Below are 16887 nucleotides of genomic sequence, written 5' to 3'. Positions count from 1 at the left end.
GTAGATAATGAAAAGACGAAGTTTCATTAGTAAAGGAGCCTTAGGTACTTTTAGTACTATTCTTGGAGCCGAAATCGTCTTTGGACATGAGGTCCCATTAGGTTACACTCCATTGGCACTTCAAGACCCAGATCCTTTTAAATTGTTTAAAAAGGATTCTGATATGACGGTTCTTAATACAAAACCATGGAACATTGAAGCGAAAGCCCATCTCTTGGATGATAAGATCACGCCAAATAAATTTATGTTTATAAGGAACAATGGCCTTATCCCAGAAAATATAGATGTAAATAACTGGTCTTTGACAATTGATGGGGAATCGGTTAAAAAACCAAAAACCTACTCCTTATCAGAATTAAAGACCAAATTTCAACAATACACCTACCAATTAACTCTAGAATGTGGTGGAAATGGACGCAGTGAATTCAATCCCCCAGCAAAGGGCAATCAATGGACCATTGGCGCTGTATCTTGTGCCAATTGGACCGGAGTTCGGCTAAAGGATGTATTGGAAGATGTTGGGCTTAAAAGCGATGCAGTATATATTGGCTATCACGCTGCAGATATTCATTTGAGCAGGAATCCTGAAAAAGAACCTATTTCTAGAGGCGTTCCTATTGCTAAGGCCCAGCAAGATGAAACACTCCTTGCATTTCAAATGAATGGTGAAGATATTCCGCTGGCTCATGGGTATCCCTTAAGATTGGTTTCAGGTGGTTGGCCAGCATCTACATCTGGAAAGTGGGTAAATGGAATTAGTGTTAGGAACAAGGAACATGATGGTGCCAAAATGACCGGGACTTCTTACCGTGTGCCGTGCGAACCTGTTGCTCCGGGTGAAAAAGTTGCCGATGAAGATATGTGCATTATTGAATCTATGCCGGTAAAGTCATTGATTACCTACCCAAAGTCTGGAGCTATGATCAAAGAGGGACAATCCTTGAACATTAGAGGTCATGCTTGGGCAGGTGAGTTGGAAGTTTCTAAGATGGAGTATTCGGTAGATTTTGGTTCTACTTGGAATAACTGCACAATTGAAAAACCGGTAAACCGGTTAGCATGGCAACATTTCTCAGCAAAAATTAGCGATTTCCCAAAAAAAGGATATTATGAAGTTTGGGCAAGGGCCACTGACTCTCAAGGCAATGGCCAACCCATGCTGTTGCCCGGTTGGAATCCAAAAGGATATCTAAACAATGCCTGTCATAGAATTGCAATTAAGGTGATTTAGCAATGTCCCACGAAAATAAATTCAAACAACAAGTGCGCAGGCTTTACCATAAGCTTATTATAGCTTTTGGTTTAATTGGCATTGCTGTTTTTGCATTTATTTATGTGGCTTTGAATCCTTCTATTCTCCACAATAAACCTGAAGAAACTGAAATAATAGCCATACCACAAGTTGAGGGGAAAATTGAAAATGGGATTCATATGGAGACAGGATTTGTGGATGAAGAAGGACTCGCAGAGGTGATTCAGAATTGTACCAATTGCCATTCTGCCAAACTGGTCACACAAAATAGGATGACCAAAGAAGGCTGGATAGCCACTATTCGTTGGATGCAGGAAACCCAGAATTTATGGGACCTGGGTAATCAAGAAGAGGCTATTGTCAATTACCTAGCAATTAATTATGCCCCACAGAAAAAAGGCCGTAGGGAAGTGTTGACCAATGTTGAATGGTATTCACTAAAAGACTAGGCTGTTCCCTTTTAATATCCTATCCCCTTTATGCAAAATAGATATAGATTCCTATTACTACTACACATATTCCAATACCAACCTCTTTTACATATTTAAAAGGCTGAATATCCACCTGTTCCGTATATTTTTGCACATAAGGCTCCTCTCTTGGATAAAGTTTTCCAATCAACAGCATAATCAAAATATTCAAAACGAAAAGTATTGCCATCACATGAAGAAAGTGAGGGTAGTTATCTTCACCAAACACAAAAGGTTTTAGAATAAACTGACTTAGTATATATAGCAATGAACCCGAAACAATACCAATTTTAGCGGCTATTGCAGGCACCTTTTTGGTAAGATAACCCACCACAATAATCGTAAGAATAGGAATGCTATATATACCGTTTACTTCCTGCAAATAGGCAAAAAGACTTCCGGCATTAGCAATCAATGGTGCTATGAACATGGCGGCCAAGGCCAAAACAATTCCAAATATCTTTCCGTATTTAACCACTGTAAGTTCTGGTGCCTCTTTGTTAATATGCTCTTTGTAAATATCAATTCCAAAAAGGGTTACAGAACTATTAAGAACACTGTTAAAAGAACTCAAAATAGCACCGAACAAAACTGCCGCAAAAAAGCCTATTAAGTAATCTGGCAAAACCTTATTCACCAACGCGGGGTACGCTTGATCTGGAACCTCCAGACTTCCTTGAAACATATGATAGGCGACAATTCCTGGCAAAACAACAATAAGCGGTCCCAGAATCTTAATAAAAGACCCTAACAAAAGACCTTTTTGGCCCTCTTTTAAATTTTTTGCGCCTAATGCCCGTTGTATTATCTGCTGGTTTGTTCCCCAATAAAACAATTGTACCAACATCATTCCAGTAAAAATAGTTGCAAAGGGCACCGAAGCAGAGGAATCCCCTATAGAATTAAACTTTTCAGGATTTTCATCATACAAAATATCTATCCCTGCAAATACACTTCCATCGCCTATTGCATATAGTCCAAATATTGGGATTAAAATACCACCAATAAGTAGTCCAATTGCATTAATACTGTCTGATACCGCTACCGCTTTTAGCCCTCCAAAAACTGCATAAATAGAGCCAATAATTCCAATTCCCCAAATACATATTTTTAATGCCGTACTGTCCGATACTCCCAATAAAGTGGGCACGTCAAACATTGTACTTATTGCCAAAGAACCAGAGTAAAGAATAATGGGCAAAAGCACCACCACATATCCGGTTAGAAACAAAACAGAAGTTATTGTCTTTGTTGTAGTATCATATCTATCTTTCAAAAATTGCGGTACTGTAGTGAGACCACTTTTAAGATACCTTGGCAAAAGAAATACAGCGGTGACGACCATTGCAATGGCAGCCAAAGTTTCCCATGCCATTACTAAAATTCCTTCTGAATACGCCTGGCCATTAAGCCCAACTATCTGTTCTGTTGATAAATTAGTAAGCAATAAGGACCCAGCAATTACTCCTGCGGTTAGGCTACGTCCTCCCAAAAAATATCCATCTGAAGAACGTTCATCCGTTTTTCGTGTTGCTAAGTATGCTATCACCCCAACCAAAAGAGTGAAGCCTAGAAAAGACAATATTCCCAACATATTAAATTAGTTCAGTTTGTTTATAGCTTATAAATATATTGGATTATTTGTCAAAACAACAATTACTAATATAAGATACCATATAATCATTAAAATATGTTACATAAATTTCTATAAAACATTAACTAATTCGGCTTTCTTTGTTACTAAGGGAATGGTTATCTTACCCCCTATTTTGATAAAATGGGAAGAATCTACTGGATTTTCTTTAGTGTTATTTTACTGGGCGGTGGTTGTTCTAAAAACCATACGGAGAGCTTTTTTAAAAAAAGAACTTCTGCACATACGGGCATTGCATTTAAAAACGAGCTTAAGGATACTCCAGAACTCAATATTCTTACCTATCTGTACTACTATAACGGTGCAGGAGTTGCTGCCGGGGATTTTAACAATGATGGCCTAGTAGATTTGTATTTTACCTCAAACCAAAATGCGGACAAGCTTTACATAAACAAAGGCGGTTTTAAATTTGAAGAAGTTACCAAAACGGCCGGTATTAACAACAGCAATGGATGGACAACAGGTGTAACCCACGTTGACATTAACAATGATGGATTATTAGACATTTATATATGTAAGGTTGGAAACTTCAAAAAAATAAAAGGAAAGAATCTACTCTATGTCAATCAAGGAATCGATGACAAAGGAGTGCCTAGCTTTAAAGAAGAAGCATCAAAATACAATCTTGACTTCTCAGGATTCTCAACACAAGCAGCATTTTTTGATTACGACGTTGATGGAGATTTGGATATGTATTTGCTCAATCATTCAGTCAATCCAAATAGATCATATGGAAAAGGAGTAAAGAGAAAGCAAATAGATTCTCTTTCTGGTGATGTTTTATATAGAAATGACAATGGAAGCTTCGTTGATGTTTCAAAAGAAGCCGGTATTTTTCAAGGCGGTATTGGATATGGTCTTGGTTTAGGGGTTAGTGATGTTAACAATGATGGTTACCCAGATATTTATGTGGGCAACGACTTTTTTGAAAACGACTATCTCTATATCAACCAAAAGAACGGGGCTTTTATAGAGGTTATTTCTCAAGACCAGACCAAGTTAGGCCACACTTCTCATTTCTCTATGGGCAATGATATTGCGGACATTAACAATGATGGATTAACAGATATCATTTCTTTGGATATGTTACCGGAGAATTTAGAGACCTATAAAACTTCTGGATTGGAATATGCATTCCCTGTATATCAACAATATTTGAAGAACGGTTTTGCCCCACAATACATGCAAAATACGCTACACCTTAATCTTGGAAATACAAACTTTAGTGAAATTGCAAATTTGAGCGGTATTTCTGCATCCGAGTGGTCATGGGGATCCCTTTTTGCTGATTTTGACAACGATGGTCATAAAGATGTTTTCATTTCCAATGGCATAAAAGGTGCAACCAATGACATGGACTTTATCAGCTTTATTGCGAATGATAAGATTCAAAAGCAAATTAAAGAGGGCATGTCTGAAAAGGAAATGGCCTTCATCAAAGAACTGCCAGAAAAAAAGGTTCCTAACTATTTCTTTAAAAATAAGGGCGACCTCACTTTTCAAGATGTTACCGATTCGTGGTCCATCAAAGAGAATTCATATAGTAATGGATGTGCCTACGCTGATTTAGACAATGATGGCGACCTAGACTTAGTAGTGAACAATGTTAATGATGAAGCTTATATTCTAGAAAACACCCTTAATTCAAAACCAAATCACAACTCAATTAAAGTAACCTTAAAAGGAGGCAAAAAAAATAAGTTCGGTATAGGCGTCAAGCTAATTGCACATACCAATAACGAAACATTAACCCTAGAGAATTTTGTGAGCAGGGGGTATTTATCTGCTGTTCCCAATACGCTCCATTTAGGAATAGGCAAGGATTCAATTTTAGATTCTCTTACCATTATTTGGCCCAGCGGAAAATACCAAAAATTCAAATCAGTTAACTCAGGTGGACTAGATGTTTTGGAAAAGAATGCAAAAGGCAACTTTTATGCTAAAGGAAATGGGGCTCAACCTTTGTTTTTTGAACAAAAGGACAGCGTAGTTTCTTTTGTTCATAAAGAACAGCCCACTTATGATTTTGACCTGGCGCCCTTAGCACTTTTTGCCAATACAAATGAAGGGCCTTCAATCTCAGTCGCAGATGTAAATAACGATGACCTGCAAGATATTTTTATTTCTGGAGCAAAAGCTCAACCCTCTAAACTCTTTGTTCAGACTATTGATGGCTCATTTATTGAAGAACAAGAAGACGTTTTTTCAGAAGATGCATTTAATGAAGACATTTCGCATGTTTTTTTTGATGCCAATGGAAATGGTTTTCAAGACTTGGTGGTAGTAAGCGCAGGCAATGAGTTTAAATCTTCTAATAGAATACAACCAAGGCTTTACCTAAATCAAAATGGTACATATGTAAAAGATTCCAAAGCATTTGAAGGAGTGGAGCTAAATGCCTCTAAAGTTGCCGCAGTGGATTTTGATGGGGATGGCCATACGGACATTAGCATTACTTCTGATCAAGTACCTCAGCAATTTGGAACTACTGCAACACAGTATTTATTTAAAAATACTGGAAACGGTGTTTTTAAAGATGTTACCGCCAGTATTTGTCCTGACCTTAAAACCATAGGCAATGTCAAAGATATAATTTGGTCAGATTTGGATGGAAACGGGTTCAAAGACCTTATTGCGGTTGGTGATTGGATGCCGATTTCAATTTTTATGAACGATGGTGAAAAAATGGAATTGGTTTTAAACAATGGATTGGATAAAACCCATGGTTTTTGGAATTCAATCGTTGCCGAGGATTTTGACAACGATGGGGATTTGGATTTGGTGGCAGGAAATTGGGGGAACAACAGTAAACTAACAGCATCCATAAAAAAACCGATTACACTTTACAATTATGATTTTGACAGTAATGGTTCTATAGAACCTTTGGTCACCTATTTCTATAATGAAAAAGAAACACCGTTCACTTCCAAAGATGAACTGGTAAAACAAATGCCCTTTTTAAATAAGAAGTTCCTTTCTTATGAAAGTTTTGCAAAAGCCTCTGTGGAAGATCTATTTGGTTCCAAGAATCTTAAAAACGCACAGCAGAAAAAGGTTTATGAGCTTTCTAGCTGTTATTTTGAAAACACTGGAGATAATACATTCAAAAAAATTGAACTACCCATTATGGCACAGGTTTCAACAATCAATGATATGGTTGCGGATGACTTTGACAATGATGGCCATAAAGATATTCTTGCCGTTGGCAACAACTATGAAATTAGCACTCAACTAGGTAGGATGGATGCATCACATGGCATACTTTTGCGTTTTGCAGAAAACGGTTTTCAATGGGCAAAAAACGTAGGAGTTAACATATCCGGTCCAGCTAGGAGCATCAAAAAAATAATCATTAACCAGAGGGTATATTATATAATTGGGATTAACAATTCCGCCCCTTTGTTTTTAGAAAAAACTCAAAATGAATAAATACATTTCTTTATCTCTCCTCTTCCTATTTGTTTTAGGTTGTGGAAAAAAAGAAGGTGAGCTTTTCTCAAACCCATCTGCCAAAGATACTGGGGTTTCCTTTTCCAATACCCTTACAGAATCAGACGATTTGAACATTTTGGACTATCTCTACTTTTATAATGGCGGGGGGACAGCCATTGGGGATATCAACAATGATGGCCTGCAGGATATTTTCTTTTCAGGAAACCAAGTGAAAAACGCATTGTATTTGAACAAAGGTGATTTAAAATTTGAAGATATATCAGAAACCGCAGGTATTCAAGGAAAGAGTTCGTGGAATACCGGTACAATAATGGGAGATGTAAACGGGGATGGTTTTTTAGATATTTATGTGTGCGCTGTAGTTGGCATTAATGGATTTGAGGGTCACAATGAACTGTTCATAAATAATGGGGACAACACCTTTACAGAAAGCGCCGCTAAATATGGATTGGATTTTGACTCGTATAGTTCCTCTGGAGCTTTTTTGGACTACGACCTTGATGGAGATTTGGACCTTTATCTATTAAACCATGCAGTACATACCCAAGAGTCATTTGGCAGAGTAGATTTACGTTATACAAGGAATTTTGAAACAGGAGACAAACTGCTTAGAAACGATGGCGGAAAATTTACAGAGGTCAGTGAGGAAGCTGGAATTTATGGCGGAATAAATGGATATGGATTGGGCATAGCTGTTTCCGACTTTAACTTAGATGGTTATCCAGACCTTTATATAGGGAATGACTTTCATGAAGACGATTATTACTATTTAAATAATGGTGATGGGACGTTTACCGAAAGTCTTAGAAAACACTTTGGACATACCAGTAGATTCTCTATGGGAAGTGATGTTGCAGATATAAATCATGATGGTTTGCCAGATCTAATCTCTTTAGATATGCTTCCTGAAGATGAAATTCCATTGAAATCTTCAGAAGGAGATGATAATATACAAGTTCAACGACTTAGGACCGAGCGCTATGGGTATCATTATCAGTTTACAAGAAATATGCTTTATGTAAACCAACATGGCGGTAATTATCTTGAGACTGCATTACTTAGTGGAGTTGCAGCCACAGATTGGAGCTGGAGTGCTCTATTTAGCGATTATGACCAGGATGGGGAACAGGATTTATTTGTTTCCAACGGAATTCCAAAACGTCCAAATGATTTGGACTATATCCGTTTTATTTCCAACGAACAGATCCAAAAGAAACTGGACAATACAAAACTCGTAGATCAAGAAGCACTTAACATGATGCCTTCCGGGGCATTACCTAATGCAGTTTTTAAGGGAAGTGCAAATCTCCAGTTTGAAAATAAATCTGATAATTGGATTACCAAAGACACTTTAATATCAGGAGCTACCGCTTATGGAGATTTAGATAACGATGGAGATCTGGATTTAGTTGCCAATAACATAAATGCACCTGCCACTATTTATGTAAATAAGACCAATACAAGTGCGAACTACCTAAAAATTCGACTCACATTTAGAGAAAAGAATCTCTTTGGTATTGGAACAAAAGTTTATTCGTATCACAAGGGTACTCTTCAATACAAAGAACTCTACACCAGTCGAGGGTTTCAGTCAAGCTCAGAACCTCTTATACACTTTGGGTACGGGAATACCCAAAAAGTTGATTCGCTAAAAATTGTTTGGCCAGATAAGTCATATCAAACTCTTGTAGACATCGCGACCAATCAAACTCTACAAGTAAGGCCAGAGAACACAAAACCTTTTAGCTACAAGTCGATTGAACCTAAAATGCTTTTCAAAAAAATAGATGATAATTTAGGTGTAGATTTTACACATATAGAGGACAATCATATCGACTTTAATAGAGAGAAGCTCATTCCTTACCGTGTATCTGATTTAGGTCCGGCCACTGCCATAGGAGATTTGAATGGAGATGGAAAAGAAGATATATTTTTTGGTGGAGCAAAATTCTTTCCTTCCAAGATCTATGTCCAACAGGATACATCATTTGTGGAGCAAACATTTCCTGAGCTACAAAAGGACTCGGTTAAGGAAGATGTGGTTGCACTAATAAAGGATTTTAACGGAGACGGAAAAAACGACGTGTTTTTAGGTTCAGGAGGCGCAGATTTCTCTGGAAAGGCCAAGCCTTTGCTAGATAGCTATTTTATTAAAACCGACACATCTTATGTAAAATCCAATCTACCAGATTTCTTTGAAAATACATCTGTTGTAAAAGCCAATGATTTTGATAACGACGGAGATTTAGACCTTTTTGTAGGCAGTAATACTGTTACATCTAAGTTTGGAGAAATTCCCAATTCATACATGCTCATAAATGAAGGTGGTGATTTTTCAATTATGGAAAATGCCCAATTGCAAAGTGCCGGAATGATCACGGATGCTGTTTGGACTGATTTTGACAATGACGGACTTAGTGATCTAATCTTAATAGGAGGATGGATGGCTCCTAGGTTCTATAAAAATTCCAACGGGAGTTTTAACGAAGTTGACCTTTTGGATAGTCCTTTAAAAGGTCTCTGGCAAACCATTGAACCCTTTGATATTGATTCAGATGGAGATATGGATTACTTGCTTGGTAATTGGGGGTCAAACTCAAAGTTTAGCGCGTCGGAAGTGACCCCGATGAAAATGTTCTTTTCAGATTTTGATGAAAATGGAAGCACCGAAACAATCATTGCCACTCATAAAAATGGTGAATATTATCCTATTTTGGGTCTAGACGAATTATCTGGACAATTAGTTTTTCTCCGAAAAAAATTCAATGCCTATAAAGATTTTGCAGGGAAAACCATGGAACAACTTTTTGACAAGACAATTCTTAACAAAGCAAAAATCTTGGAAGTTCATGAGCTGCGCTCTGGTTATTTAAAGAATATAGATAACAAATTCACTTTTGTGCCCTTCAAAGCAGAGTTACAGGTATCGCCTATAAAATCCTTCTTATCCCATGATTTTGATGGTGATTCCAAAAACGAGGTTTTAGTCGCAGGAAACTACTTTGGGGTTACACCTTTTCAAGGAAGATTCGATTCTTTCCCAGGAGCATTGATAACTAATGAAAATGATATAATTTTGGGTGATAAACTGGGCTTGGACCTTGCTCAGAAATCAATAAGGAACCTAGACATAATCACAACCAATAAAGAAACCTATCTTTTAGTAACGCTTAATAATGACAAAGCCCAAATATATAGGGTACAGAAATAAAACTATTTAATGATGAAAGGACAAATCAGCTTACTACTTCTATTTACAGCTTTTCTTTTTTCTTGTACAAAAGAAAGTCAACCAATCACTATTACCCCTGAAGATTTTCATGGCTCAGTTGACAAGGTAACAGAGGTAATGATACATGATATTTTTTCTCCACCTGTGGCAAGTAGAATATTTGCTTATCCAAACATAGCCGCTTTTGAGATTTTGGCATTACAAGAAAATGAATACCTGTCTTTGGCCAATCAGGTTAGAGGTTTAAAAGCAATTCCAACTCCAAAAGGAGGTGAAGCTATTAATCATGAATTGGCCGCTTTAATTGCACATATAGAGCTAAGTAAGCGTCTTATTTTTTCTGAAGATAGAATCGAAGTTTACAGAGACAGTCTGTACTCCATTTGGGAAGGAAAAAATGCTGAGGAATTCAATAACTCAAAATCCTACGGCCTAGAAGTTGCTGAGCATATTGCAACATGGATGAACGAAGATAATTACAGTCAGACCCGTACCATGCCCAAGTTTACGGTTAATACGGACAATCCATCAAGATGGCAACCAACTCCACCAGCTTACATGGCCGGAATTGAACCCCACTGGAACAAAATACGCCCTTTGGTCATAGACTCTGCGAGTCAGTTTAAGCCCACTCCACCTCCTCCATTTTCTATGGAAGAAGATTCTGACTTCTTCAAAGAACTAAAGGAAGTATACGACATTAGCAATCAAATAACCACTGCTGGCGATGATTCAGAAGAAGTTGAGATCGCTCAATTTTGGGACTGTAATCCTTATGTATCCGTCACTAGGGGTCATTTAATGTTTGCAACCAAAAAAATTACTCCAGGAGCGCACTGGATCGGCATAACAAAAATTGCCAGTAGAAAATCCAATGCTGATGTGGGCAAAACTGTTTATGCCTATACCAAAGCTTCGATTGCCATGATGGATGCTTTCATAAGCTGCTGGGATGAAAAATACAGAAGTAATCTAGTACGACCAGAAACACTCATCAATGAGCACATAGATGAAAATTGGGTCCCTATTTTACAAACACCTCCATTTCCTGAATATACCAGCGGACACAGCGTGGTATCTGGTGCAGCCGCAGTTGCTCTCACCGATATTTTTGGAGATGATTTTGCTTTTGATGACGATACCGAGGTTCCTTACGGACTTCCCGTTCGTTCGTTCACTTCCTTTAAACAAGCAGCAGACGAAGCTGCCATAAGCAGAATGTATGGTGGAATTCACTACAGAAAAGCAGTGAATGTTGGAGTAAAACAAGGACGTGATTTGGGCAGATTTGTTATGGACAAACTTAAAATGACTAAATAATTCTTTAACTCCTCAATACAATTAGAATACTAATGAAACAAAAAATTTCTTTGTTAGTAACTGCAATGGTAATTGTTGTTCTAGGATGGTACCTTTTTGTAAAACCCAATGATTATCAAATAACGTTTACGGCCAATACTTTTCCTGGCGCAATTAATCAAACCATAAAAAGTTGGGATAAACGAATGCAATCCAATATTCCAATAAAACAGGATGGACTATTAAATCTTGAACAACAACTGAAATTCAATGACTCCATAATCAACTATAATTGGGAAATCATTCCTGTCACAGACTCTACTTCAAAGGTTAAGGTAAAAGTTACGGACTTAAACAACAGCTTCATGAACAAAGTCATGATTCCATTTACCTCAACAGTATTGGAAAAAAGATCTAAAAAAAATCTTATCAGCTTTAATCAATACCTTAACGATCATATTAAAAAATTTAGGGTGAGCATAGTTGGTGAAGATGAGTTAAAATCTACTTTCTGCGCATATCTTACCGTTAAGGGTTCGCAATCTGAAAAGGCCTTTGAAATGATGCGAGAATTTCCATTTCTAAGTGGGTTTGTAGATAACTATAACATTGCGGCCGAAGGCACCCCATTTGTAGAAATAACAAAATGGGATATGGAAAATGATAGTATCGAGTACAATTTTTGCTATCCGGTCATAGAATCAGATTCTTTACCGCTGAACGATGAAATAAAGTACAAGGAATTTAAAGGGTCAAAAGCTTTAAAGGCAATATATAATGGAAATTATATAACTTCAGACAGGGCTTGGTACCTGCTTTTAAAGTATGCAGAAAAACACAACATTGAAGTGGCCAATACACCTGTGGAAATCTTTTATGACAACCCAAGCATGGGAGGAGATGAACTGAAATGGAAAGCTGAAATATTCATGCCAATTAAATAGCCACAATGAATAAAGTAACCGTTTTCTTAATATTGGTCTTCCTTCAAGGATGTGCTCAAAAACCCTACTACGGGGATTTAACTTATTTAGGAAAACTTCCATCAAAACTCAACGAGGTTTCTGGTATTGCCTCTGTCAATGATTCCATAGCCTGGGTAATAGAGGACAATGGAAACAAAGATCACATCTATGCAATTAACCTTAAGGGCAATCTGGTAAAGAAGCTCAAAGTTGAAAATGCAAAAAATCATGATTGGGAAGATTTGGCCAAAGATGAAAAAGGCAATTTATACATAGGCAATTTTGGAAACAACGCAAACGAACGAAAAAATCTTTCAATCTATAAATTACCAAATCCCGATAACCAAACCGGCAATAAAATAAAAGCGGAAAAAATAACCTTTGAGTACCCCCAGCAAGAGAAATTCCCGCCAAAGAAATCAAAATTGATGTTTGATTGTGAAGCATTTTTTTACAAGGATAACTTCTTATATCTCATCACAAAAAACAGAACAAGGCCATATACCGGAAAAGCGTTAATTTATAAAGTTCCAGCTGTCATAGGCTCTCACCAAGCAACGCTGATAGGGGAATTTACTGCCTGCAAAGACCCGCAATTCTGCTCTATTACGGGGGCAGATATCTCTCCTGATGGAAAAAAGGTAGTATTATTAGGTTCTGGTTTTATATGGTTGTTTACCGATTTTAGCTCGGATGATTTTACAAAAGGCTCTCTCCGCACCATAGATGTAAAGCATAGAACACAGCAAGAGTCTATCTGCTTTGTGGACAACAGAACATTGTTGATAGCGGATGAACAATCCAAGACTAAGGGAAGGAACCTGTATTCTTATCTGATTGATTAGAAACCAAATCCTACTCCAAAAGCAAATCGTGGACCATCCGAACTATTAAAAAATCCGAAGTTAGCGGACAGAATATCCGCACCGTTTACAAAAAAGCCTCCCCCATAAGAATTATGCCATTTGTCTGAAGAATCTCCAGGAAACCAAACTCTTCCATAATCAAATCCTCCAAAAATGCCAGGGGTAACAGGTAACACTCCAGTTTGGCGCTTTCTAAAACTGTACCGCAAATCTGTGTTTTGATAATAGGCGGTTTTTCCTGTAAATCGTTGGAAACGGAATCCTCTTAACCCATCATTTGCGCCAATACTGGCGCCTTGATAAAACTCAAAATCATCTCCAATATTAAAGTGTCCCTTAATCTTTGTGGCCAAAACCAATCTACCATCAGAGCAGATTTTATGATCTATGGATAAGCTGGGCACTATAAACCCAAACGCCCTACCAGAATCGTTTAAATTGGTCTTATACCCTCCATGCAAAGAAAAACTCATTCCCATTGTTGGAAAAGCTTCATTGTCCGTATTGGAGTAACTATATTCTGCATCCACTCCAAAGAAACTTTGCTCGTTCTCCTCGCCGTTCTGAACGTAAAATTGATTAATGAATCTATCTTCTGTTTCTTCCACCTCTATGTCCTCGTAGGAAACACCCAACCTTACTTTAGAACCTAAATATCCGCGCCAAACCAATGAAGGAGCAAATTTTAGAGTTCTTAATCTAACCCTATTGAAATCTAGGCCCAAGGGTTCATCATCATCATTGTTTTCGGTCTCATTTCCAAATCCAAAGAAATTGATTGTAAAATTAGGACTGGTAAACCTTGCGTTCAATTCTAAATTTACATTTTCAAAAACATTTGCAAACTCTCCATTATAACCAAAATCAAATCCATTTGTAGCAAAGTAAAAGGCTGCATTAAACGTGTGTTGTTGTGTAAAAGGATTTTGTCTAAACCCATTAAAAGTGTAGGTATCGGTCAAACCAATTCTAAACCCATCATCTGGATTAAACCCTAGAGATGGCAACAGTTGATTGTTGCTGGCCTTTACTTTTAAAAATTCGTACGTGTTGGTATCATAGTCATTTATTTCATGAACTACACCCCCAAATGCCTCATCATAGGTGTTCTTTTTTGCTTTAAAGTCATAGGTGTGTACTTTTTTAGACTTCTCAGCTATCTTATATACATCATTGTTTTGTCCTCCTACAATTCTGACTTTTACTTTAGAAGACTTTGTGTTCACCTCAAAAATATCGTCGTCATCCAACCCATATACCCAAACTTCTTTGGTAAATTCCGGGGAATATGTTTTTTCAAAAAACAAATCTTTTTTCTTTCCGTTTTTTATTCGATATCCTTTAACATCCAAACTTCCATTTTCCAATGAACTAATTACGAAATGGTCATCCTTGTCCGTGCCGGTAACAACGCTATATTTGTTAATTACCCTAAAGTATTCTTGTGCTGTATTTATAAGATTTTGCTTTCTTTTTAATAATATGGCCTTAAAATTGGAAACCGTCTCATCATTAACTTCTTTAGGAAAAGCGGAGAACGAATCATCAATTACCGATTCATCTATTTTTTCCTGAATCAGCTTTGCTTGTGCTATCCACAAATCCATATCTGTTTCTGAAAGCAGCGCCATATCCAAGGCGAAAGTTCTTGGTGATGAATTAAACCCTTTTACACTGCGTATTTCTTCATTGAATCCTTCAAAAATTCGCAAGGAGGGTACAGTTCTTGACGCAAACGACATCAACGCACCATCTCCCCAAATTGAAAAAGCTTGGTCCCTATCTCTTGGAAATGGCCTAAAAACCTTATTTCCGTCTTCATCTTTAAACTCTACCCACCTCCATTGATCCACATGACGATCCCAATCACCAATCAGCATATCAAACAAACGTGCTTTTACATACTCTTTTTTATCAATACTATACTCTTCATCTTCACGCAACTTGTTGATTAAATTATAGGTGCTTTCAATCTTATTTGAGTAACCAAAACTTGCTAGTGCTCCATGCCCTTCAGAAACATGTTCTTCAATCATATAAAGCTCCCCGCCAAAATCCGAATTGTAATCTCCAAGTGCATTTTGCTTGGGTATATAGTATAATTTGGGATTTGTATGATATATGCCCACAGCATCTGAAAGTGGTCCCAGTGCAAATGGAGCATATGGGTGAGCCCCTGTATAAAAATCCATTAACAGTCTTTCTGTAAAAGAGTCCTCAAAATCCCCAATAATGTACTGTTCCTGAAAAGCAATGGCCTGTAAATAGCGTTCTGCACTTTTTCTAAGTGCTCGCATTACAAACTGCCTGCCATCTTTATGTTCAAGCCTTAATGAGTTAGATTGATTTCCCCCACCTTTTCTTACGACACTGAGTCCGCCGAACAAGGTATCTAAGCGCACTGTTGGCGCTTTTACTTTGGTAGCATAGTATTTTCTATAACGGTCACCCCAAAGCCATTTATGGAAACCTGTTTTATCTATCTCTTCATCGGAATAAATAGATGCCTCCATCTCAGCAGGAAAAGTATCACTATAATTCTTGGCCACTTTCTTTTTATTTGAAGTCAACACTTCTGAACTATATAATAATTCTTCAGTCCCACTAGCTCCAATACCATAAAATTCCACTTCAGAAGAACCATCTTTATACACTTTTAAAATAGCATAACCCATTTGACCTGTAGAAAATTTACTTCCGTTGAGTAGACGGGTATAACCCTTATTTGCTCCAGACCCACTAACTATCTGAGGTGTGTTTTCCTCAACTATATATTGAAGCGTATGTTCATGTCCTGAAGCAAAAATTACTTTTTCAGAATATTGTGCCAAGGTTACCAAGCGGTTCTTCAATTGATTGTACATCTTGTTTTGCAAATCTGTAATTGAAGCGCCAGAGGTTTTTCTTAGCAGATTACCCAACGTTCCCAAAAAAGGGATTGGCACATTACCCCCAACAGGAAAAATATGTTCTTTGAATGAAAACTGTCCGCCATGGGAACCATAGGTAAATGCCGGATGATGCATTGCAATTATGGTGGTTTTATCCACATTTTTTTTGATAAGCCCCTCCAATTCTTCAAAAAATCTTCCTCTGTCCTTTATTTCACAATCATCGTTCATGGTTGGGTGCTTGTCCCAATTGGTCAAATACCATTCGGTGTCAATAGCGATTACCACTATATTTTCACTTACTTTGATTTTTTCTATAGGGCACCCATTGTCCGGAAAAAACACCTTCTTGCTATCCAAAGCTTTTTGAATATATTTTTCCTCTCTTTCCAATCCTTCTAGCCCTTTGCTATACCAATCGTGATTGCCAGGAATAAAAACTGTTTTTCCCTTGAATTCTTTTACTGTGCTCAATTGTGCATCCAAATGATTTTTTGCCAACTCATGACCAGATGGATCATCTTTTTTGCTGGGAAAGCCCGCTGGATAAATATTATCCCCTAAAAAAATGGTTGTACTATTCTGATTTGCTTCTTGTAATTTGGATTTAAATATTTTAAGTGCCGGATTTAAATCACCCACTGGTGATTTACCTGCATCACCAATTAAATAAAAGGTGTGCTCAACTTCTTTAGCATTCAAAGTTTTATTGTCATTGAACGGTACGGCGTACTTTGCCTCATAAGTGGCACAACTAGATACAATGGTCAATAAAAGTATAAGTAAGTAATGTTTTTTCATACGA

Annotated in this window: 9 protein-coding genes; 7 read left to right on the top strand and 2 right to left on the bottom strand. The window is 37.3% G+C overall.

The genetic code is table 11. The features are described from left to right. Nucleotides 1–7: 7 nt before the first annotated feature. Nucleotides 8–1231 carry a sulfite oxidase gene (locus DKG77_RS05415; protein WP_109660924.1) on the top strand — a complete coding sequence of 408 codons (1224 nt, stop codon included), beginning with the start codon at nucleotides 8–10 and terminating at the stop codon, nucleotides 1229–1231. Nucleotides 1232–1233: 2 nt separating this feature from the next. Then, a complete protein-coding gene (locus DKG77_RS05410) occupies nucleotides 1234–1701 on the top strand; it encodes a monoheme cytochrome C (protein ID WP_109660922.1) in 468 nt (155 codons plus the stop codon). 28 nt (nucleotides 1702–1729) lie between these two features. On the opposite strand, the gene DKG77_RS05405 is transcribed toward DKG77_RS05410, so the two are convergent. Next, the gene (locus DKG77_RS05405) at nucleotides 1730–3316 is read right to left on the bottom strand and encodes a solute:sodium symporter family transporter (protein WP_109660920.1); all 1587 of its coding nucleotides are present in this window, start codon (nucleotides 3314–3316) and stop codon (nucleotides 1730–1732) included. 183 nt (nucleotides 3317–3499) lie between these two features. On the opposite strand from DKG77_RS05405, the gene DKG77_RS05400 reads away from it, so the two are divergent. The 5 genes from DKG77_RS05400 to DKG77_RS05380 are packed head-to-tail and all read left to right on the top strand — an operon-like array spanning nucleotide 3500 to nucleotide 13170. Next, complete coding sequence (locus DKG77_RS05400) at nucleotides 3500–6805, top strand: VCBS repeat-containing protein (protein ID WP_109660918.1); 3306 nt, start codon at nucleotides 3500–3502, stop codon at nucleotides 6803–6805. Further along, entirely contained in the window at nucleotides 6798–10040 is a 3243-nt protein-coding gene (locus DKG77_RS05395) for a VCBS repeat-containing protein (protein ID WP_109660916.1), read from the top strand. The genes DKG77_RS05400 and DKG77_RS05395 overlap by 8 nt, the downstream gene beginning before the upstream one ends. A 12-nt stretch (nucleotides 10041–10052) precedes the next feature. Continuing rightward, nucleotides 10053–11381 (top strand): vanadium-dependent haloperoxidase, encoded by a 1329-nt coding sequence (locus tag DKG77_RS05390; protein WP_109660914.1) that lies wholly within the window; start codon nucleotides 10053–10055, stop codon nucleotides 11379–11381. A 32-nt stretch (nucleotides 11382–11413) separates the two neighbouring features. Next, the gene (locus DKG77_RS05385; protein WP_109660912.1) at nucleotides 11414–12304 is read left to right on the top strand and encodes a GyrI-like domain-containing protein; all 891 of its coding nucleotides are present in this window, start codon (nucleotides 11414–11416) and stop codon (nucleotides 12302–12304) included. Between the two features lie 5 nt (nucleotides 12305–12309). Further along, nucleotides 12310–13170: a hypothetical protein gene (locus DKG77_RS05380; protein ID WP_109660910.1), complete on the top strand. Its 861-nt coding sequence runs from the start codon at nucleotides 12310–12312 to the stop codon at nucleotides 13168–13170. Here DKG77_RS05380 and DKG77_RS05375 read toward each other — a convergent pair. Further along, nucleotides 13167–16883: a metallophosphoesterase gene (locus DKG77_RS05375; protein WP_109660908.1), complete on the bottom strand. Its 3717-nt coding sequence runs from the start codon at nucleotides 16881–16883 to the stop codon at nucleotides 13167–13169. The two genes, DKG77_RS05380 and DKG77_RS05375, sit on opposite strands and share 4 nt — an antisense overlap. Between the last annotated feature and the right edge of the window lie 4 nt (nucleotides 16884–16887).

This window comes from Flagellimonas aquimarina, assembly GCF_003149745.1.
Classification (GTDB): domain Bacteria; phylum Bacteroidota; class Bacteroidia; order Flavobacteriales; family Flavobacteriaceae; genus Flagellimonas; species Flagellimonas aquimarina.
This window is presented reverse-complemented; position numbering and strand designations above follow the sequence as displayed.

Bases quoted from the DNA above. Each gene is read 5' to 3' on its own strand.
- DKG77_RS05380 (WP_109660910.1), top strand. From the start codon at position 12,310: ATGAATAAAGTAACCGTTTTCTTAATATTGGTCTTCCTTCAAGGATGT.
- DKG77_RS05395 (WP_109660916.1), top strand. From the start codon at position 6,798: ATGAATAAATACATTTCTTTATCTCTCCTCTTCCTATTTGTTTTAGGT.
- DKG77_RS05400 (WP_109660918.1), top strand. From the start codon at position 3,500: ATGGGAAGAATCTACTGGATTTTCTTTAGTGTTATTTTACTGGGCGGT.
- DKG77_RS05405 (WP_109660920.1), bottom strand. From the start codon at position 3,316: ATGTTGGGAATATTGTCTTTTCTAGGCTTCACTCTTTTGGTTGGGGTG.
- DKG77_RS05390 (WP_109660914.1), top strand. From the start codon at position 10,053: ATGAAAGGACAAATCAGCTTACTACTTCTATTTACAGCTTTTCTTTTT.
- DKG77_RS05415 (WP_109660924.1), top strand. From the start codon at position 8: ATGAAAAGACGAAGTTTCATTAGTAAAGGAGCCTTAGGTACTTTTAGT.
- DKG77_RS05410 (WP_109660922.1), top strand. From the start codon at position 1,234: ATGTCCCACGAAAATAAATTCAAACAACAAGTGCGCAGGCTTTACCAT.
- DKG77_RS05375 (WP_109660908.1), bottom strand. From the start codon at position 16,883: ATGAAAAAACATTACTTACTTATACTTTTATTGACCATTGTATCTAGT.
- DKG77_RS05385 (WP_109660912.1), top strand. From the start codon at position 11,414: ATGAAACAAAAAATTTCTTTGTTAGTAACTGCAATGGTAATTGTTGTT.